We start from the raw sequence: 21273 nt of genomic DNA, 5'->3' as shown, positions 1-21273 counted from the left end.
CCATCCGTTACATCGCCTCGCCCGACGCCGGCTACCTGACAGGGCAGATCATCGGTCTCAACGGCGGTGCCGTACTCGGCCGTTGACGATTGCACCGCCGGAATCTGCCGCTGTCCGTGCACGCTGGGCGCCAACGAGCACGTCACGGGCCGTAGCCGGGGTCGCCGGCGCTCAACGTCCACTCTGCCGATGAGCGGGCGCCGCACGGCAGGCAATTCCGGACTTGCGTACCTCGAACCACCGTGTCCAAGCGCCCCGACCTGCCCCCGGACTGGCGAACGATCTTCAATAACCGCTCGATGTTCTCATAATTGCGCGATTGCGGCCCGGAGGAAGTGATCACGTCGGAGCGCTGCGTGAGGACTGTAAGAGTCGGTAGGCGTATTGAGAGCAGCCACGGCGTCCCAGAAGGGAATATCGGCGGCGCGTGTGCCGCTGGCCCGCTCCCACCCCTCAAGGACGTATCCGGGAGCGTCCTCACCGTAGAGGATCGCAGCCTGTTTGCGCAGTTCGCCGAGATCCACACCGGGGTTGCCGACGCCAGCGGTCTTCCAGTCAATCAAGGCGTGTACCCCGCCACCGTCGACCATCGTGTTGCCAGGCCACACATCACCGTGGACAAAGACGATCGGTGTGGTGGGAGTCTTGATCGCCTGAACTCGCTCGTCGGCCAATTGCAGCAGGGCGGTGGTCGGTAGCCGGCCGGTTCGGCGCTCATGAGCGAAGTCGTCCACCGCGATAGGCCGGGTTCGCACCGGCAGCTGCGGTTGCGGGATGAGGCGGACGGTGTGGACCTTGGCAATGGCGGCGCCAGCCGACAGGAGCAGCTTGGTAGTGAGTGCAGCAGACCACCTGCTCGTCCCTGACACAGCGGTCTCCAGACTTGCTGATACCCCGGCCACGCGACCGTCAAGATCGGTTGCAAGTAGGCGAGGGGCTCGCAGGCCGGCTCTCTGAGCAACGGCGAGCGCGGCTGCATTCGTCGCAATCTGTTCAGATGAGATCCGGCTGCTTGGAGACCGGAGGACCACCGAAAAGATGGACCGGCCGGGCGTTGTCACGTCGATCCACCAAGGGCTTTCCCCGCCATGCAGGGAACGAACCGCTCTGACCGTCATCCGACTGCTCAGCTGTGTCTTGAGCCAGGCGAGCAAGGGCTCAGCAAGACCAACACCGCGTTGATTACCCTTCCCGCACTGGACGACTCTGATCCAGCTACGGGTAACTGTCAAGAAGGTGGAAGATCCCTTCAGCGCTTGCCATCCGGATCTGCCGCGAGTCGCTCGCCACGGAGCGTTGCAGCCGTCCTCACAGGCCTGGCGCACGCTCGGGCCGAATTGAGGATGTGCTCACCGCTGGCCGACCGGGGGTTGCGATGGATTTCGAAACGCCGGCTTCAGCGAAGATCCTCGTGGGATGACATTGTTCTCGTTGCCGACGATCGCGACGTGCTGGGGTCGTCTGCCTCCTCTCCATTCAGCATCGCCGGGTATTCGGGCACCTGCACGGCCATGGCGAACTGGTTCGCGATCCGGCGTCCAGAAGACCGGCATCCGCGAGGTGCTACCTCACCGGGTGGACAACGCCAGCTGCTCCCGCCGAGGGCCCACCGGTTGACCGCGGGTCAGCACCAAGGCGATCCCCCCGAGCGCCGCCCCGATCAACACCGTGCTTGCCACGCCGAACCCCGACACCGCCAGGCCACCGGCGAAGGCCCCGAACGTGATCCCGACGTTGACCGCGGCTGACAGCGTTGCGGCCGCCACGTCGGAGCGTCCCGGCGCCACCTGCAGGACCAGACCACCCAGCGCTGCCGTGAACGCCGCAAACGCCATGCCGGATAGGGCGATCATGCCGACGGCCACCACCGGCTGCCGACCGAACATGTACAGGACGAGCAGTGCCACGGTCTGCAGCATCACGGTCGTTATCAGGGCAAGCCACGGGTTGCGGTCGACGAACGCTCCGATCGCGAGCATGGCGAGCACGCTGGCGATGCCGCGCGCCAGCAGGATGGCGCCGACGGACGCGGCGGGGAAGCCGGTGACCTTGGTGACGAACAGGGCGACATAGGTGTAGGCGGCGATGGCGCCGGCCGTCGTCAGGATGGCGATCGCCACGAGCAGCCAGAACCGTCGGGCATCGGGGGTCGCGCCATAGGTGGCGTGCCCCTCGCCGGGCGTCGACGGCAGCAAGGTGGCCACCACGACCAGGACCACCACGCCGAGGCCGGCCACCGCCAAAAACGACGCCTGCCAGCCGGCCTTCTCGCCCAGCCAGGTGCCGGCGGGCACGCCGGCGAGCAGCGCGACGTTGCCGCCGGCGAACACCACCGCGACCACCCGTCCGCGCAGGCTGGGCTGGAACAGCTCGGCCGCGGCCGGCACCACCACCGCCCAGAACAGGGCGTGGGTCAGTCCGGTGGCCACCCGGGCCGCCGCTGCTTGTGCGAACGAGGTGGCGAAGACCGTGGCCGCGTTGCTGACGACGAAGCCGGCCAGCAGCCCTGACAGTAGCCGCCGGCGTGTGATGCGGCGGGCCAGCACGGTCAACGGGACCGAGGCGATCATCACGACCGCGCCGTAGACGGTGACCAGCATGCCGACTTGGGACGGGGAGATGTCCAGGTCAGCGGCCATCGGGAGCAACAGGCCTACTGGCAGGCCCTCAGCGGTGCCGTACAGAAAGGTGCCAGCGGCCAAGCCGATCAGAGCACCAACCGCGCGCTTCATGGTCCACCTCGTTTCCGGCTAAATAAGATTTGATGGGAACATGGCGCCGGCTGTCGCGCAACTGGTAAAATCCGTTTTGATGGAAACAGTGACTCGCATGCGCCTGGTCGGCGGCAACCTCGCCCTCGACTTCGTCAACACGCGGGTCGGTCCACCGGACGCCGCTCCGGACGACGACGTGCTCACGGGTTATCCCGAACTGATCGCCTGGGGCAAGTACGCAGGCGACCTCACCGACGCCGAGGCGACAGCCCTACGCCGACGCGCCCGCGTCGATGCAGCCGGCGCGGACACCACCTTTCTGCGCGCGCTGCATACGCGCGACTACCTGGACGGGATATTTCAAGGGCTGGCCGCTGGCCGGAGCCCGGACCCGACCGCCCTGGCCCGGTTGCGGGATGACGAAGCGGACGCGCTCGCCCACGCCCGGCTCGACCAGGACAGCGGATTCGCCTGGACCTGGCGGGACGACCACTCGCTGACGCGCCCGCTACGGCCGGTGGTGCACGCGGCGATCACGCTGCTCACCACGGCTACGACGAAACGCATCAAACGGTGCGAGGCCTGCAGCTTCGTCTTCTACGACGAGAGCAAGAACCGCAGCCGCCGCTGGTGCAGCATGGAGGACTGCGGCACCGCCGAAAAGATGCGGCGCTACGTCGCCGCACGGCGCAGCCGGCTCATTCGCGAACGGTCAAGTAACGCAACGCCCCGTCGGCCGTCGGGGGCACCTTCAGGCTCCACCGCTCCTTCGGCCGACTCGACGTAGCCCCGCCGGAGCTTGGCCGCATGGGTCATTTGCCGAGCCGTACACCCAGCAAGTAAGCATCGAGCGCGTCGAACGTGGCGGTCAAGCGGCGCGCCATTCGCTCACCGGTGGTTCGGGCGGTGTTGTCGAGACCGTGACAGCGTGCCCCACAGCATCCGCTTCTGCCGCTGTCCGTGCGCGCCGGGCGCCAACGAGCACGTCACGCGCCGTAGCCGGGGTCGCGGGCGCTCGACATCCGACTCTGGCCGATGAGATTGAACCGATTTCAGTAGCCGCTGGCGACACCGGTCCGCTGGTCGTGGCACCGTACGCCAAGGCCTTGGACTGGCCCGGGCACACTTGGGCCGTGGTACGTCACGAGTTCGGCGCCGCGGTACGCCAGTTGCGGGAGAGTACGGCCCCTGCGGCTGTCGGGCTACCGGTCGGCCGTCGGCGGGTGCGAGGGTTGCGGCGGGAGGAGCTCGGCGAGCTCGCGGGGATGTCTGCGGACTACGTACGCCGGTTGGAGCAAGGGCGCAGCCATCCGTCGGCCGGGGTGGTGAACGCCATCGCCCGCGCGTTACGGATCGGGCGGGCGGAGTATGAGCGGCTCTGCGCGCTGGCCGGGTACGCCGCCGCGGACGGGCAAGTGCCGACCGAAGTCGGTCCGGGTGCGATGCGGCTGCTGGAGCGATTCACGGACACGCCGATGTTCGTCTCCGACGCGGCGATGAATCTGGTCGCCGTGAACAGTGCGTTCATGGCCCTGGGGCATTGGGATCTCACCGGGGACTCTTGGGAGTGGAACATCGCCTGGCGCACGTTCTGCGATCCGTTCAGTGGTTTCAAGCAATCTGCGGCTGACGCAACCGATCATGAGGCGATTCTCGTTGCTCGCCTGAATAGCGCGCTGTTGCGCTACCCCGCAGACACGTCGCTCGCCGCGCTGGTGGACGAGCTGCGGAGCCGAAGCCACCTGTTCGACACCTTGTGGCGCACGCCGCGTCCGGTGGCGGCCTACGAGAGTAGTGCCGCGTTCATTCATCCGGACGGCGGCGCCGTCACGCTCGTCGGTAGCTTGCTCGCCATCCCGGGCGACGATTTGGCGGCTCTGATGCTTACCGCGGCGCCGGGCTCGACCGATGCGGCGCGCCTCGCTGAGATCGTCGGCGTCGCCGGGGAGCCGACCATCATCAAGGTGGGCCGGCCTGGCCCAGGCTAACCGCGCTGGATCCTGCGAAGTTGAGTGACGTCTCCAGCAACCGCGGATCCAGGGGCTGCCTCCGGGCGGCCCTGGTGACGCGGGGTTGGACGCCTTCGCAACTCGAAGCAAAGCCGTAGGCGCTTCTCTCTGCGCCGGAATTGTTTCAAGTTCGGAGCACATTGACGGAGCTCACAGAAGCAGGTGCAGCAATGAAGGCAGTGCGTTTTCACGAGTTCGGCGGTCCCGAAGTCCTGCGCTACGAGGACGTCGAGCTGCCCACGCCCGGCGCCGGTCAGGTGCGGATCCGCGTCGCCGCGACGTCGTTCAACGGCGTCGACGGCAACATCCGCGCGGGCTACATGCAAGGCCCGATCCCGGTCGAGCTGCCACACACTCCCGGCATCGACGTCGCCGGCACGGTCGACGCCCTCGGTGACGACGTGGACGACGTCGCGGTCGGCGACCAGGTCATCGGCTTCCTGCCGATGACAGGGACGGGGGCGGCCGCAGAGTATGTGATCGCGCCGGCGGAGATCTTGACGGGGGCACCCAAGAACATCCCGTTGGCCGACTCGGCGGCGTTCCCGCTGGTGGCCCTGACCGCGTGGCAGGCGCTGTTCGACCACGGCAACCTGACCGCCGGTCAGCGGGTGCTGATCAACGGCGCCGGCGGAGCGGTCGGCGGATACGCCGTGCAACTGGCCAAGGAGGCCCGTGCTCGGGTGATCGCCACGGCCAGCCCACGCAGCGCCGAGCGTGTCAAAGCCGCAGGCGCCGACGAGGTGATCGACCACACGACCATCGACGTGATCGCGGCGGTGACCGAGCCGGTCGACCTCGTGCTCAACCTCGCGCCGGTCGCCCCGGAGCAGTTGGCCGCGCTGGTCACGCTGATCCGTGACGGCGGCACGCTCGTCAACACCACCGTCTGGATGCCGGCCCCTTCCGACGAGGATCGCGGCGTGCGCGGCGTCAACCTGTTCGTCCGCAGCGATGCCGATCAACTCGCCGACCTGGCCGCTCGCGTCAGCAACGGTGAGTTGCGCGTCGAGGTCGCCCAGCGGGTGGCGCTGGCCGACCTGCCCAAACTCCACGCCCAGGCCGGCGCGGGCGAGCTGGCGGGCAAGACCATTGTCCTCGCGCCCACGGCCTGACACGCCCCCAAAAAAGACAGTCATGTCTTTGTCGTTGGATCCCGAGATCGCCGAGGCTCTGGCCTCGATGGCCGGTGCGATGGCCCGCCACCCCACCGGGAGTGGGCGACATCGCGGGCGTCGTGCCTTGTGGGAACCGATCACAACTGCGATGAAGTTCCAGATCCGGGACCGAGCGCGGCAAGTCCACCACTCACCTCGACCGCCGTTGGGCTGTTGGGTACGTTGGGTACTCGGGCGCCGGATCGGGACGGGCGGGATGCGGCAGATCCCCTTTGTGGCGGACGGGCTGCTGCTGGGAACCGCGATGTCCGGGGCGGCCGGCTTGACCGTGGGCTCGCCGGCCTGGTTCACCTGGCTGGCCGACGACGCCGTCCGGTCGTTCTCGTTCCGCTCACCGGCCGGGGCGTACACCGCGCGCAAAGAGCGCCGGCAGCGCGGCAGCGCCTACTGGGTCGCCTACCGAACGGCCGCCGGGCGCCAGCACAAGGTCTACCTGGGCAAGGCGGACGAGCTCACGCCCGAGCGCCTGGCCGAGGCGGGCGCCGCGCTGGCCGTACGCATCAATCGGGCTTCTCCCGGCCGGCTTGACCAGGGCGCCGGCGGCGCGCTGTTGCTGACCACCAAGCTGTACGTGCCCCGGCCTCGCCCCGATCTGGTGCCCCGGCCCAGGCTGATCGGGCACCTCAACGAAGGCCTCGACACGGCTCGGTGCTCGCTTCTGTCGGCCCCGGCCGGTGCCGGCAAGACCAGCCTGTTGGCTGCCTGGCTGGCCCAGCTGGACCGCCCGGTCGCCTGGCTCACCCTCGACGACCGTGACCAGGCGGCCGACCAGGTGCTCCGCTACCTCGTCGCAGCCTGCCAGACGATCGCGCCCGGCTGTGGGCGGCGAGCGTTGGCCTGGCTCGAAGCCCCGCGGCCACCGCCGTCCGACCTTCTGGTCGGCGAGTTGATCAACGACCTGGCGGCACTGCCCGCTCCCAGCGTCCTCGTCCTCGACGACTACCACGTCGTGCGCGACCCGGGCGTGCACGCCGCGGTCGTGTTCCTGCTCGATCACCTGCCGCCGGCGCTGCATCTGGTGATCGCCACCCGCGAGGACCCGCCGCTGCCCCTGCCGCGGCTGCGCGCCCGCCGCGAACTGGTCGAGGTGCGAGCGGCCGATCTGGGCTTCAGCGCCGAGGAGGCGACCGCGTTCCTGGACGCGGGCATCGGGCTGCGCCTGCCCGAGGCTCAGGTGGCGCTGCTGATCGAGCGCACGGAGGGCTGGGCCGCCGGACTGCAGCTCGCCGGGCTCGCCCTGCGCGACCGACCCGACCCGGCGGCGTTCGTGGCGGCCTTCACCGGCGGGCACCGGCTGGTGGCCGACTACCTGCTCGCCGAGGTGCTGGAGCGCCAGCCGCCGTCGACGCGACGCTTCCTGCTGGTCACCAGCGTGCTCGACCGGCTGTGCGCCCCGCTGTGCGACACCCTGCTGGCCTCCGGCGCCGGGGACGGCCAGAAGGTGCTTGAAGAGCTGGAGCGGGCCAATCTGTTCCTGGTACCGCTGGACGACGAACGGGTGTGGTACCGCTATCACCACCTGTTCGCCGACGCGTTGCGGACGCGCCTGGCCCGAGAAGCCGGCGCCGAGGCGGCGGCCGCCCTCCACCGGCGAGCCAGCGCCTGGTTCGGCGGAGAAGGGCTGCTGCCGGAAGCGATCGGGCACGCGCTGGCGGGCGGGGCCGCTGAGGACGCGGCGACCTGGATCGAGGCGCTGACGCCCCAGCTGTTCGCGACCATGAGTATCCACCGGGCGCTTGAGGGTTGGCTGGCGGCGCTTCCGGAGCCGGTCGTGCACAGCCGCCCGCTGCTCTGCCTGGCGCGGGCCTGGCTCCTGCTCCACCGGGTCGAGCTGGAACGTGCCGCCGCGTGGATCGACGCGGCGGCACGCGCGCTTCCCGCGGCCGGCCACGCAAGCGGTGCGGTCGCTGCCACCCGTGCCTACCTGGCCACCGTCGTGCCGGATACGGCGCCTGATCAGGCCGTGACCTGGGCGGAACGGGCGCTCGCCGACCTCGCACCGGACGACGTGGCCTACCGCGGCATCGCCGGCATCAGTCTGGGGCAGGCCGCGCTCGCTCTGGGTCAGCTCGACCGCGCCGAACGGGCGTTCGCGGAGGTCGCCACGGCTGACCGGGCGGCCGGCCTGGTCCAGGGCAGCCTGACGGCTTCCACCCAGCAGATGAACGTCCAGCGACTCCGCGGCGCCCGGCGGCAGGCGCTGGCGACCGGATGGGCGGCCCTGGACTGGGCCGGCGGGCACGTCGTGCCCGCGACCGTGGGCCGGCTACGGACGGCCCTGGCCGAGCTGCTGATCGACGAGAACGATTTGACGGCGGCGTGGCCGTTGGCGACCGAAGGGCTGGCCGCCCTGAGTGAGTTCGGGAACGCGCCGCCACTGGTGCTTCTCGCAAGCATTCCCCTGCTACGGCTGCGCCTGGCCCAGGGCGACGTGGCCGCGGCGGAAGCCGTGCTGTCCGAGCTCCGGCCGCATCTTCAGGGTGTGCCGTTCGCGATGGTGGAGAAGCTGCTGGAGGCGGCAGAGGCGCGGGTACGCCTGGCCCGGGGTGACGGAGCCGCCGCCGTTGCCTGGGCCGCTGCCGTTGCCTGGACCGCTCCGGTCGAACCGGCGACGCTGGCGGACCTGCTCCGGTTCGGTGCTGCCGCCGTCGAGGCCGCGGCCGTCATCCCGGCGCGCGTCCTGGTCACTCAGGGCCGGGTCACCGGCGACGGTGCCCTGCTGCAGCAGGCACGACGGCACCTGCAGGTCGCTGGGCAGCTGGCAGACGGGCGAGGGCTGGGCTGGCTGCGGCTTCGGGTGTCCATCCTCCGTACGCTGCTCGCCGATGCCCGAGGCGACCGTCAGGTGGCGCTCGAGTTGCTTGCGGCGGCGGTCGCCCAGGCCGAGACCGAGGATGTGATCCGGCCCTTCCTCGACGAAGGCGAGCCCATGGCCGCGCTCCTGGCGGCCCTGCGTGCGCCGGCGCGGGACGTGTTGTCGGCCTTCCTTGGCACCCTGCTCGCCGCTTTTGCCGGCGGACCGCCCGGTTCGCACGGCACCGGGCTCATCGAGCCGTTGACCGAGCGGGAGCTGGACGTGCTGCGGCTGCTCGCGGCGGGACACTCCAATGCCGACATGGCAGCGGAGCTGTTCGTGGAACAGAGCACGGTCAAGACCCATCTGATCCACCTGTACCGCAAGCTCGGCGTCCGCAGCCGCACTCAGGCGGCGGCCCGCGCCCGCGCTCTCCGGTTGCTGGACTGATCTAGCCGCAGGTTTCCACCCCGCGCTCCACATTCCGGTGGACGCCCCTGACGGGTCGCGCCGCCAAGCTGACGAGCAGCAGGGAAATCCCACGACGATCAAGAGGGGCCGAACCGATGACCATCACACTGCCGACCTTCACGCCGCTCGAGGACAGCCTGTGGCTGACCCTGTGCGGCCGGGCTCTCGACAACCGCTCGGCACACCCCATTCTCGGCGACGCCATGTCCGACCAGATCGTGCGCACCCTCGACTACGACTACGGCCGGCTCAACATCGACACCAATTTCCGGCTCAGCGTCGCCCTCCGGGCCAAGAAGCTGGACCAGGTGGTTGCCGACTTCCTGGTTCGTCACCCGGACGCGGTCGTGCTCGACCTCGGCGTCGGGCTCGACACTCGACACGCACGGCTGACCGTGCCGGCCACGGCCGACTGGTACGACGTCGACTTCCCCGCGGTTGTCGCCGTCCGGGAGCGCTTGATCCCAGCGCACCCGAGACGTCACGCCATCAGCGCGGATGTGCGTGACTCGGACTGGTTGGACGCCGTACCGACCGGACGGCCGGCCGTGATCGTGGCCGATGGTCTGATGGGGTTCCTCAGCGAGGACGAGATGGCGTCGCTGTGGAATCGGCTCATCAACCACTTCCCCAGCGGCGAGCTCGTCTTCAACGCCTACACCCGGTTCGCCGTCTGGGTGGCCCGGCACGCGCGCGGCACGAAGTCAGTCGCCGGGCTGATGAAATTTCCCGGCATGGACGACCCGCGGGACGCCGAAGGCTGGAACCCCAAGCTCCATCTGGTCCGGGAGATCGTGCTCAGCAAGGAACCTGAAGTCGCCGAGTTTCCGCCGGGCTGGCGCCTGTTCCAGCGGCTCATCTCGCACAGCACCACCTTGTCCCGGATGGCGAGCTTCGTTCTGCACTACCGCTTCTGAAGAACCTTCCCGGAACCCGACGCCCGATTTCTCAGCCGCCCGGCCGGCGGACCCGCCGGTCGGGGTGACCACACCATGACCGGACCAGCTCAACCGCCAGCGCGCTACCGGATCCGCCTCCGCGGCCACGTCGACCCGGACTGGTCAACGTGGTTCGACGGCCTCACCGTCACCCAAGCCGATGACGGCACCAGCGAGCTGACCGGCCCCTTGGCCGACCAGGCGGCACTCTTCGGGCTGCTGGCCCGGCTACGCGATCTGGGTGCGACCCTCCTACTGGTTGAACACCTGACAGCGGCCGATGACATCATTCGGCGCGTCTCGTAGAACTGCAGGACGCGACCATCTCGGCGGTTCCGGCATAACAGATTCATGGTCCGACAGTGGCAAAAAGATTTACGAGTAGTGACGATAAGCGGGCGCATGGATGGTGGCCGGAAACTGTTGTTTCCGACGCGTCACCGTGTCAGCATTGCGGTTCATTGAAGTCCGTTGCTTTGTCCCCGGATTTTGCGCTCACCGGCTTCTGTTATTCCGCATGCCTGGCGGCTGGCGTGGAGCCGAGAAGGGAGCCCTTGTGGAATTGAGGTCCCGGCGGCCGCTGTGCTTCACCGTTATTCAGCGGTCGAGGCGGGCGGGCTCACCGGAGCCGCTGCGCCGGACGAGCCAGGCCTCGGTGATGTGGGTGAACATCGCCTCGGCTGCGCCCTGTGGGTCGTGGGCGGCGATCCGTTCGCAGATGCGCCGATGCCCGCGGTTGGACGCTACACACAGGGACCGTTCGGTGCGGCCCATGTATCGGGCCGTGTTGACGACCTGGCTCTCCAGTGCCCGCACGACGCTGCGTGCGACGCGGTTGCCGGAAGCCTGCATGATCGTGTCGTGGAAGGCTCGGTCGTGTTCCTGGTAGGTGATGTGGTCGTCGACGAGTTCGTCCATCCTGTCCACCATGGCACGGAGGCGTTGGACGGTGTCCGGCCCGGCGGTGCGGGCGGCGACGTTGGCCATGTCCGACTCCAGCAGTCGCCGGGTGACGACGACGTCGTCGAGGATGGCCAGGGTGTCGTCCTCGGCGATGGTGGCCATGAGAACGAGTTCGTCGAGCATGTCCCACTGTGATGACGGGGTCACGGTGGTGCCTGCGCCCTGGCGGACCTGGACCAGCCCCTTCTCCTGGAGGATCTTCACCGCTTCCCGGACGACGGTCCGGCTGACCGAGAATGTTTCGCAGAGGACCGGTTCGGGCGGCAGCGGCGTCCCGGAGGGATAGACGTTCCGGACGATGCGCTCGACCAGTTCGGCGGTGAGGGCCTTGGCGAGGCTGCTGGGCCGGCGAGCCCAGGCCGGGTTGGCCACGGGATTCACGGCCGTGTCATGCGATGGCGTCATTTCCCCTCCGGTTGCTCGCCGGCTGCGGCGTCGTATCAGTGTACGACTGGACCGTTGACGACATACGTCATACGAGTTACGTTTCCGAGCACTGTTGGCCCCCGCGGCCCGTCGGCCGCTCTCTCAGAGGTGGCGAGATGAGAAGGCGCTCTTTGTGGTCGGCGGTCCTCGTGGCTGGGCTGACGGTGGCCGGTTGTGGTAGTGCCACCGGTTCTGATCAGTCCTCCGGCGGGTCCACCGACAAGCTGGTGGTCTGGGACTGGAAATCCGGCGAGCCGTCCGCGGCGTCCTATATCGAGAAGGCGAAGGCCGGCTTCGCCAAGAAACATCCCCACGTCACGGTCGAGTTCGTCGCGCAACCGTTCGACCAGTACTACACACTGCTCGGTGCGGCGATCCAATCCGGCAAGGGCCCGGACGTCATGCTGTTCAACGGTGGCGGGCAGATCCGCGACCGGGTGGACGCACTGGTGCCGCTGGACGAGTACCTGACTGAGGACAAGCAACGGCTGGCCGGCTGGGAAGCGTTCACCAAGGACGGCAAGACCTACGCCGGCCCAGTGACGTTGCAGGGCCATCCCATCTACTACAACAAGGCGCTGTACGAGAAGGCCGGTCTGGATCCGGCTACCCCGGCCACCACGTGGGACGAGTTCCTCGCCGATTGTGGCGCCATCGCCAAGGCGGGCGCCGACTGCATCGCTCTCGGGAACAAGGAGGGGGCCGGCATCCAGTTCTGGCTCTCGGCGCTGGGCTCGGGAATTCTTACCGCCCAGGAGTACGACGACTGGATCGCCGGCAAACGCGACTGGACATCGCCCCACGTCAAGCAGGTCTTCGAGCTGTGGAAGCAGGCCGGCGACCAGGGATTGAACAACGACGGCGCGAACTCGACGGCGATGTTCAACGATTCCTTCGCCCTCTTCCAATCCAGCAAAGCCGCGCATGTGATCGGCCTGATGTCGGATGTCGGGCACTGGAAGGACTTCAACGAGTTCGTCACGCCGGACAAGCTCGGCGTCATGGGTGCTCCGGTGGTCACGGCCGGCACCACCCCGAGTCTGGCCTACGACGGCGGCATCGGGTACGGGGTGGCCAAGTGGACCAAGGAGCCGAAGGTCGCTGCGGACCTCGTACGCTCGTTGACCTCGACGGAAGCGCTCACAGCCTTCTACGCGGACGCCGGCGCGATCGCGGCCGACACGACGATAGACGTGTCCCAAGGCGGCCCTGCGGCGGCCGCGATCGTCGCCGGGATCAAGACCGGTAAGCCCGCACTGCACGTGGCGCTGTCCTCGAAGACCCTGGACCTGATGGGGCGCCTGTCTCAGCAACTGCTGAGCGGGTCCACCACCGTCGACGAGGTGGTGAAGCAACTCGCCGCCTCCGACAAGGCGGCCTGAGCCCGGTGCCGCTCCGTAACGCGCATCCGTCGGTCCGCGCGGGTGGTGCCGGGCGGACCGACGAGGCGCTGCCGCCTCCCGCGGAACGCCGCTCTCCCCGTCCGGTGCGGGGCTCACGTACCGAGCGCCTCGCGCCCTATGTGTTGATTGCTCCCACCGCGCTCATCATCCTGGCGCTGCGGCTGTACCCGCTGTTACTCGGGGTGAACTTCTCGTTCACCGGCGACGGCGAACGGAATGGGACGGCGGTCGGCGTCGACAATTACCGGGAGCTGTTCGGGGACCCGCTGTTCCGGACCGCACTGGGCAACGTCGGCCTGCTGGTGCTGCTGCTCCCCGTCGCTGTGGCGATTCCCGGCCTCCTTGCCACGTTCATCTACCTCCGGGTACCCGGCCACCGCCTCTATCGCAGCGTCTACTTCTTCCCTGCCGTCCTCTCACCGGTCATCGTCGGGGCCATCTTCAACCTTCTGCTCGCCTTCGACGGCCCTCTCAACGCCGCCCTCAGCAGGGCGGGGGTGAGTCCGGTGGACTGGCTGGGCGACCCCGACGTCGCCATGTTCGCCGTTGTCGGCGTACACGTGTGGGCCACATTCGGGATGGCCCTGGTGGTGTTCCTGGCCGGGTTCGCCACGCTGGACTCCGCACTCCTGGACGCGGCGCGGGTGGACGGGGCGTCGCTGCTCCGCGTGATCTGGCACGTGATAATTCCGCGCCTGACGCGCACCATCCAGTTCGTCTTCGTCACCACCATGATCGGGATGCTGACCTCGATGTTCGGCCTCCTTTACGTGATGACCAGCGGCGGTCCGGAGGGGTCCACCTACCTGCCGGAGTACTACATCTGGATTCAGCAGGGACAGATGAACCGGCCGGCCCTCGCGTCGGCGGCGTCCACGGTCCTCTTCGTGATCATGCTCGTGGTCGGCCTGCTGCAGATCACGCTGCTCCAGCGGGCAGGGAGGGACGACTGATGTCCCGCGTCCGCCCGGGTCCCTGGCTGGCTGCGCTGCCGATGTCCCTGCTGGCGCTGGCCACGCTCTATCCGTTGCTGTTCACCGCCAACGTCGCCATGAAGACCCGGCGCGACTACGTTCTCGATCGCTTCGCCCTGGTCGACACCCTGCGCGGGCAGAACCTGGAAACGGCGTGGACCAGCGTCGGGATGGGGCGCTACTTCGTCAATTCGCTGATCGTCGTGACGTCGTCGGTGCTGCTGCTGCTCCTGCTCGGATCGATGGCCGGCTTCGCCTTGAGCAGGCTGCGGTTCCGCGGATCGTCGCTGCTGTACCTGACCTTCCTGGCCGGGCTGTTCGTCCCGTTCCAGGTGATCATGGTGCCGCTCGCCCGGATCATGGCCGATGCCGCGCTCATCGACACGTACCCCGGGCTGGTCCTCGTCTACGTCGCCCAGTTCCTGCCGTTCACCGTCTTCCTCCTGACCAGCTACTACCGGACGATCCCGCAAGAGGTGATCGACGCGGCCAGGATCGACGGCAACAGCGTCTACGGCGTGTATCGCCGGATCATGCTCCCGCTGGGTAGGCCGGCCCTGCTGTCGGTCGGCATCCTCAACGCCCTCTTCTGCTGGAACGATGTACTCATGTCGCTGGTGATGATGCCCTCGGCCGACCATCGGACCCTCATGGTGGGCGTGACCTCGCTGCGAGGGCAGTACTCCGACGACATCCCGACCTTCGCCTCCGGTGTTCTGATCGCCGCACTTCCCGTGCTCGTCGTCTACCTGTTCCTTCAGCGCCAGATCGCCGACGGCGTCGCCGCCGGCTCCACGAAGGGCTGACATGCGGATCACCGGATACCGGCCACTGACCACGACGCAGGAATGGGGACGGCCGGTCGGCGACGCGAACGGTGTCTTCGCCGACGGGGTGGTTCCGGTGCCCCTCGTGATCGTCGACACGGACGAAGGTATCTCTGGCGTCGGCCTCGGCCCGCACGTCGAGCTCGAACGGATCTTCACTGCCATCGAGGGGGAAGATCCCCGCGCGGTGACGTCCCTCTATGACCGTATGCTCCGGCACACCTTCAAGGCCGGGCACGCGGGTCCGGTGTTCGGCACCATCGGCGCGCTGGACACCGCCCTGTGGGACATCAAGGCCCAGGCGGCCGGCCAGCCGCTGTGGCGGCTGCTCGGGGGACGCGACCGACGGGTCCCGGCGTACGCCTCCGGCCTCGACATCGCACTGACCGACGAGGAACTCGCCGCCACGTATCAGGTCTACGCCCGGCACGGCCTGCGCGCCGCCAAACTCAAGGGCGGTCTGGACATCGAGCGCGATCGGGATCGGCTGTGCCTGGTCAGGGACGTGCTGACTGAAGCGGCGCACGGACGGCGGCCAGGCCTCATGCTCGACGTGAACGAGGCCTGGACCCGCAAGCAGGCCGTGCGGCACGTCGGCGAGCTCGAGCGCACACTCGATCTCATCTGGATCGAGGAGCCCGTCCGGCGCTGGGACGCCGAGGGCCTCGCCGCAGTCACCCGCGGCGTCCGCGCGTCAGTCGCCACGGGGGAGAACCTCAGTGGGCTCGAGCAGTACCGCCCGCTGATCGCCGCGGGGGCCGTCGACGTCGTGCAGGCGGCCGCGGTCGGGGGCGTCACCCACTTCCTGCGAGTCTGCGCCCTGGCGCACGCCTACGATTTGCCGGTGAGCCCGGTGGGCAACAGCCCGATCGGACTACTGCACGCGGCGGCCTCCATACCGAACCACTTGACCAGCGAGTTGCAGGATCTGTCCCCGCCGATCGGCGTCTCGTTGGACCTGCGCGTCGACGACGGCGCCTTCCTGCTCGGCGACACTCCGGGTCTGGGGATGCGCGTCGACGACCAGGCCATCCTGGCCGCGGCGCAGCGTTCCGGTCCGCCCTCGGCGGGAGGGCCGCACGTCCGCCCGGAACGTGCCGGGCGGCGGTTGCTGCCGGAACTGGACGGTGCTGCCCGCGGCACCCGATTCGCGGTCGCGCCGCCGCGGAACAACGACGTCTGGCCTCGGTAGGCCGGTCCGGGATGCGGTGACCGGTTCGGGATTGCGCCCGGTCCGACAGAATCGACAATCATCGATCATTGAACACACGTCATTCGTATGATGAAATGACTTCGAGTCGCCCATGCCGGGATTTCGTGGTGCCGCATCCGGCAGCTCGTCAGCGGTTCAACCGCACCGCGAGACCAGATTCCAAACCCGCCCAGGTAAGGAGACAGCCGTGTCCGTACCCTCGTCCTCGGGGTCACCCGGAAGACTCTTGGCCGGGCTCGCGACGGCGACATTGACAGTCGCCGCCACCGCGGCCGCCGTGGCGGCGTCCGCCGCGCCCGCCCTCGCCGCGACCACCACCCTCTACGCCGCCCCATCCGGAACCGGCACCAGCTGCACCAGCGTCCAGCCGTGCTCGCTGACCGGCGCTCAGACCGCTGTGCGGTCGCTCAACAGCTCCATGTCCGGCGACATCGTCGTGCAGCTCGCCGACGGGGTGTACCGGTTGGCGGCACCTCTGCGGCTGACCGCTGCCGACTCCGGCACGAACGGCTACCGCGTGCTGTGGCAGGCGGCACCGTCGGCCCGTCCCGTGATCAGCGGTGCCCGGGCCGTCACCGGCTGGTCGCTGGTGGATGCCGGAAAGAACATCTGGCGCGCCAACGTCGGCGCGGGCCGGGACAGCAGGCAGCTCTACGTCAACGGCGCCATCGCCACCAGGGCGCGTACCCAGGTCAATCGCGCCGACTTCACCGCGGACAGCACGGGCCTGAGGTTCACCAGCAGCGCGCTGTCGTACCTCAACAACTTGTCCAACGACAGCCGCATCCAGGTGGAGAGCGTCGGCTCGTTCACCGATCGGTACGTGTCGGTGCAGAACATCGCCGGGAATCTGATCACGATGCAGCAGCCCGGCTGGAGCAACAACAACTTCGGGTACGACACGTTCACCAGCCCGCATCGTGCGGGACCGCTCTACCTCAGCAACGCGTACGAATTCCTGGACGCGCCGGGGGAGTGGCACCTCGACCCGGGAAGCGGTGCACTGTCCTACATCCCGCTCGCCGGGCAGAACATGAGCAGTGTCGGCGTTGAACTGCCCACGCTCGACTCCCTTCTCGCCGTGGGAGGAACCTACGCGGCCCCGGCCCACCACATCACCTTCACCGGGATCACGTTCACCGGCACGAGCTGGCTCGGGCCCAGCAGCAACCAGGGCTACGCCGACCAGCAGACGGGCGCGTACATCTCCGGGAACTGGAACTGGCCCGGCTTCACGTCGTGCCACAACGGTTGCCCCCAGTTCGAGGCCACCCGGCCGAACTGGTTCCAGTCGCCCGCCGCCGTGCAGGTCTCCGCGGCCAACAACGTCACCTTCGCCGACTCGCAGTTCGTCAACCTGGGCCAGACGGCGATCGGTATCGGCAACGACGCCACCGCACACGCCAGCGGCGTCGGTCTGGGAGCCGCCGGCATCACCGTGACGCGGTCCGAGATCGCCCGCAACTCGGCCGGCGGCATCGTCGTCGGCGGCGTACGCGCTGACGCACACCACCCCTCCGACCAGCGCATGGTCAACCGGGACATCAACATCAGCAACAACCGGCTCCACGATCTCGGCATCGAACATCGGGGGATCGTGTCGGTTCTGGCCACGTACGTCTCCGGTGCCACGATCACGCACAACGAGGTCTACAACCTGCCGTACACCGGCATGTCGATCGGGTACGGCTGGGGTTCGAACGACGCCGGCGGCAGTAATCACTACGCCGACCGAGGCCTTTACAACTACCAGCCGCGCTATTCGACTGCCACCACCGCGTCGAACAACGTGCTCACCGGCAACTACATCCACGACGTGATGCAACAGATGAACGACGGTGGCTGCATCTACACGCTGTCGGCCAACCCGGGCGCTCTGATCGGCGACAACTACTGCCTGCGCACCAACGGGTACTTCGGCCTCTACTTCGACGAGGGCTCGCGGTACTACACCGCCCGCAACAACGTCTTCTCCGCGACCGGAACCTGGGCCACCGCCAACTACTGGTTCGCCGAGAACATGGGCAACTTCACCGTCACCGGCAACTGGTCCACCAACGGCAGCACCAACGTCACCAACGGCGACCGGGGCAACGTGGTCTCCGGCAACGTCACGGTGACCGGCGGCAATTGGCCTGCGGGGGCGCAGGCGGTGATGGCGGCGGCCGGGCCGCAGAGCGGGTCCGGGCGGCAGAATGTGCAGATCGTCGGTGGCGGGTCCGGCCGCTGCATCGAGGTCGGCGGATCCAGCACGGCGAACGGTACCCAGGTGCAGCTGTGGGATTGTCACGGCGGGACGAACCAGCGATGGACCTACACCGCCGGCAAACAGTTGACGGTGTACGGCAACAAGTGCCTTGACGCGTCCGGTAACGGCACGGCCAACGGTACTGCCGTGATCATCTGGGACTGCAACGGCCAGGCCAATCAGCAGTGGAACGTGAACCCCAACGGGACGATCACCGGCGCGCAGTCCGGTCTGTGCGTGGACGCCAGCGGCAACGGCACCGCGAACGGGACGAGGATTCACCTCTGGGCATGTCACGGTGGCACCAACCAGCAGTGGAATCTGCGCGGCTGAGCGGCCCGGCGAGAACGACTCTGCCGTCGCCGAGCTGTTGCCCCGGCTCGGCGACGGCGGCCCACCGGCATGGCACCCGGTGGGTCGCGGCAACGTCCGGCCATCACATCGGCGCGTCGGCGCGCGCCCCAGCCTGGCAGTCAGCTGCTCAGGAAGGGATCGCACCCTCATGCTCACCCGAGATCAGAGATCCTCTGTCGTGCGCGGACACGCTGCGGTAGCGACACTGCTGCTGCTCGCGGCCACTCTCACCGTCCAGATGTCCACTGCGCCTCCGGCCTCGGCCCACACGATCAACGGCGCCGACTTCCAGCAGGTGCAGCTCGCCCGGGGCGTATCCGAGGTAGGCGAGCCGATGTCGCTCGCGGTGCTTCCGGACCGCTCCGTGCTGCACACCGCGCGCAACGGAACGCTGCGCCGCACCGATGCCAGCGGCAACACCTCCGTGGTCGGCACGATCCCCGTGTACTCGCACGACGAGGACGGTCTGCAAGGGATCGGCGTCGACCCCGGATTCGCCACCAACCGGCACATCTACCTGTACTACGCACCGCCCCTGTCCACGCCGGGCGGGGATGCGCCGGTTACCGGCACCAACTGGTCCGCCTGGCAGGGCGTCAACCGGCTGTCGCGGTTCACCCTCAACGCCGACTTCACCCTCAACACGGCCAGCAAGGTCGACGTTCTCGAGGTGGCGGCCGACCGGGGCATCTGCTGCCATGCCGGCGGCGACATCGACTTCGACGCGGCCGGCAACCTGTACCTGTCCACCGGGGACGACACCAACCCGTTCGAGTCGGCCGGCTATGCCCCGATCGACGAGCGGACCAACCGGAATCCGGCGTTCGACGCGCAGCGCAGCGCCGCCAACACCAACGACCTGCGCGGCAAGGTGCTGCGGATCAAGGTGAACGCGAACGGGTCGTACTCGATTCCGTCCGGCAACCTGTTCCCGGCCGGGACCGCGGGAACCCGGCCGGAGATCTACGCGATGGGTCTGCGGAACCCGTTCCGGATGAGCGTGGACAAGGCCACCGGCGTCGTGTACGTCGCCGACTACGGTCCGGACGCCGGCGTCACCACGTCGCGCGGACCGCAGGGCCAGGTCGAGTTCAACCGGATCACCGGCCCCGGCTTCTACGGCTGGCCGTACTGTACCGGCGCGAACACCACCTCTGAGACGTACGCCGAATGGAACTTCGCCACCAACACGGCAGGCGCGAAGTACAACTGCTCGGGCGGCGCGACGAACAACTCGTTCCGGAACACCGGTCTCAGCACGCTTCCGCCCGCCAAGGGGGCCTGGATCAGGTACGCCGGCGACGCCGGTAGTCCGCCGGAGTTCGGCGGCGGCGCGGAGTCGCCCATGGCCGGGCCGGTGTACCGCTACGATCCCGCCTCGACATCGCCGACGAAGTTCCCGCAGGCGTTCGACGGGCAGTTCTTCGCCACCGAGTTCGGCCGGGGCTGGATCAAGCCGATCCACCTCAACGCCGACGGCTCACCGGGGACGATCGACAGTTTCCCCTGGACCGGCAAACAGGTGATGGACTCCGCCTTCGGCCCGGACGGCTCCTACTACGTGCTCGACTACGGCACCGGGTATTACAGCGGCGACGCCAACTCGGCGCTCTACAGGTTCGACTATGTCGGTGGCGGCAACCGCGCGCCGGTGGCGGCGGCGAGCGCGGACAAGACCTCCGGCCAGGCGCCGCTGACCGTGACCTTCTCATCGGCCGGCTCATCGGATCCCGAGGGTGGCCCGCTGACGTTCGCGTGGAACTTCGGTGACGGCACCAGTTCGTCGGCTGCCAACCCGACGAAGACCTACACCACCAACGGGAACTACACGGCCACGTTGACGGTGCGCGACACGGCGGGCGCGACAGGCACCGCCAGCGTACGGATCACGGTCGGCAACACCGCGCCGACAGTGACGTTCGGCAGTCCCGCCGCCGGGCACATCTTCACCTTCGGTGACACCGTGCCCTTCACCGTCACGGTGACCGATCCGGAGGACGGAACGATCGACTGCGCCCGGGTGAAGGTGACCTACGTTCTCGGTCACGACAACCACGGCCACCAGATCACCTCGAAGACCGGGTGCACCGGCACGCTCACCATCCCGGTCGACGGGGAGCACGACGACGCGGCGAACATCTTCGCGGTCTTCGACGCCGAGTACACCGACGACGCCGGGCTCACCACGCACACGCAGCACATCCTGCAGCCGAGACATCGCCAGGCGGAGCACTACAGGACCTCGTCCGGCATCGTCGTCCACGACAAGTCCACCGCCGAGGGCGGCAAGACCGTCGGCAGCATCGACAACGGCGACTGGATCGCCTTCGAGCCCTACCACCTGGGCGCCGCCACGTCGTTCACCGCCCGGGTGTCGTCCGCCGGTGCCGGCGGCACGGTGCAGATCCGCGCCGGCTCGCCCAGCGGCACCGTCCTCGGCTCGGCCACCGTCGCGGCAACCGGCTCCTGGGACACCTTCACCACCGTGAGCGGTTCGATCTCCGGCGCGCCGGCCGGCACCACGACGCTCTACCTGACCTTCGCCGGCGGCTCCGGCTTCCTCTTCGACGTCGACGCGTTCACCTTCAACACCGGCACCCAACCTGGCGGAACGGGTCCGATCGTGGGCATCGGCGGTAAGTGCCTGGATGTGCGTAACGGTAGTTCGGTGGATGGGACGCAGGTGCAGATCGCGTCGTGCAACGGTACGGCGGGGCAGCGGTGGACGGTGACGCCGGGCTCGACGATCAGGGCGTTGGGC

At 68.4% G+C, this 21273-nt stretch carries 15 protein-coding genes; 12 read left to right on the top strand and 3 right to left on the bottom strand.

Features of this window, described 5'->3' with window-relative positions:
* Window positions 1-305 precede the first annotated feature (305 nt).
* Together I4J89_RS48240 and I4J89_RS48235 are read right to left on the bottom strand one after the other, a co-directional pair.
* Complete coding sequence (locus I4J89_RS48240) at window positions 306-1118, bottom strand: phosphotransferase family protein (protein WP_196420965.1); 813 nt, start codon at window positions 1116-1118, stop codon at window positions 306-308.
* Window positions 1119-1568: 450 nt separating this feature from the next.
* Window positions 1569-2732, bottom strand: a complete 1164-nt coding sequence (locus I4J89_RS48235; protein ID WP_196420964.1) for an MFS transporter — start codon at window positions 2730-2732, stop codon at window positions 1569-1571.
* A 40-nt stretch (window positions 2733-2772) separates the two neighbouring features.
* Here I4J89_RS48235 and I4J89_RS48230 point away from each other — a divergent pair, with 40 nt between their 5' ends.
* The 6 genes from I4J89_RS48230 to I4J89_RS48205 all read left to right on the top strand — a co-directional run bounded on the left by I4J89_RS48230 (window position 2773) and on the right by I4J89_RS48205 (window position 10410).
* Window positions 2773-3501: a CGNR zinc finger domain-containing protein gene (locus I4J89_RS48230; protein WP_196420963.1), complete on the top strand. Its 729-nt coding sequence runs from the start codon at window positions 2773-2775 to the stop codon at window positions 3499-3501.
* A 298-nt stretch (window positions 3502-3799) separates the two neighbouring features.
* On the top strand, window positions 3800-4702 hold the full coding sequence (locus I4J89_RS48225; RefSeq protein WP_309238799.1) for a helix-turn-helix domain-containing protein: 903 nt from the start codon (window positions 3800-3802) through the stop codon (window positions 4700-4702).
* A 191-nt stretch (window positions 4703-4893) separates the two neighbouring features.
* Entirely contained in the window at window positions 4894-5838 is a 945-nt protein-coding gene (locus tag I4J89_RS48220) for an NADP-dependent oxidoreductase (RefSeq protein ID WP_196420961.1), read from the top strand.
* Window positions 5839-6097: 259 nt separating this feature from the next.
* Window positions 6098-9145: a winged helix-turn-helix domain-containing protein gene (locus I4J89_RS48215; RefSeq protein ID WP_196420960.1), complete on the top strand. Its 3048-nt coding sequence runs from the start codon at window positions 6098-6100 to the stop codon at window positions 9143-9145.
* A gap of 116 nt (window positions 9146-9261) precedes the next feature.
* Window positions 9262-10083 carry a class I SAM-dependent methyltransferase gene (locus I4J89_RS48210; RefSeq protein WP_196420959.1) on the top strand — a complete coding sequence of 274 codons (822 nt, stop codon included), beginning with the start codon at window positions 9262-9264 and terminating at the stop codon, window positions 10081-10083.
* 75 nt (window positions 10084-10158) lie between these two features.
* Window positions 10159-10410, top strand: a complete 252-nt coding sequence (locus tag I4J89_RS48205) for a DUF8691 family protein (RefSeq protein WP_196420958.1) — start codon at window positions 10159-10161, stop codon at window positions 10408-10410.
* A gap of 291 nt (window positions 10411-10701) precedes the next feature.
* On the opposite strand, the gene I4J89_RS48200 is transcribed toward I4J89_RS48205, so the two are convergent.
* Window positions 10702-11472, bottom strand: coding sequence for a FadR/GntR family transcriptional regulator (locus tag I4J89_RS48200; RefSeq protein ID WP_196420957.1), 771 nt, complete (start codon window positions 11470-11472; stop codon window positions 10702-10704).
* 137 nt (window positions 11473-11609) lie between these two features.
* Between I4J89_RS48200 and I4J89_RS48195 the strand changes: the two genes are divergently transcribed.
* From I4J89_RS48195 to I4J89_RS48170, 6 genes are all read left to right on the top strand, one after another.
* Window positions 11610-12875 (top strand): ABC transporter substrate-binding protein, encoded by a 1266-nt coding sequence (locus I4J89_RS48195; protein ID WP_196420956.1) that lies wholly within the window; start codon window positions 11610-11612, stop codon window positions 12873-12875.
* 5 nt (window positions 12876-12880) lie between these two features.
* Window positions 12881-13849, top strand: coding sequence for a carbohydrate ABC transporter permease (locus tag I4J89_RS48190; RefSeq protein WP_196420955.1), 969 nt, complete (start codon window positions 12881-12883; stop codon window positions 13847-13849).
* On the top strand, window positions 13849-14676 hold the full coding sequence (locus I4J89_RS48185; RefSeq protein ID WP_196420954.1) for a carbohydrate ABC transporter permease: 828 nt from the start codon (window positions 13849-13851) through the stop codon (window positions 14674-14676). Before I4J89_RS48190 ends, I4J89_RS48185 begins: the two co-directional genes overlap by 1 nt.
* A gap of 1 nt (window position 14677) precedes the next feature.
* Complete coding sequence (locus tag I4J89_RS48180; protein ID WP_196420953.1) at window positions 14678-15889, top strand: mandelate racemase/muconate lactonizing enzyme family protein; 1212 nt, start codon at window positions 14678-14680, stop codon at window positions 15887-15889.
* Window positions 15890-16097: 208 nt separating this feature from the next.
* A complete protein-coding gene (locus I4J89_RS48175; RefSeq protein ID WP_196420952.1) occupies window positions 16098-18491 on the top strand; it encodes an RICIN domain-containing protein in 2394 nt (797 codons plus the stop codon).
* 259 nt (window positions 18492-18750) lie between these two features.
* The coding region (locus tag I4J89_RS48170) for a carbohydrate-binding protein (protein WP_230860829.1) at window positions 18751-21273 on the top strand (2523 nt) is incomplete at its 3' end.

It is taken from the genome of Actinoplanes aureus, assembly GCF_015704865.1.
Classification (GTDB): domain Bacteria; phylum Actinomycetota; class Actinomycetes; order Mycobacteriales; family Micromonosporaceae; genus Actinoplanes; species Actinoplanes aureus.
This window is presented reverse-complemented; position numbering and strand designations above follow the sequence as displayed.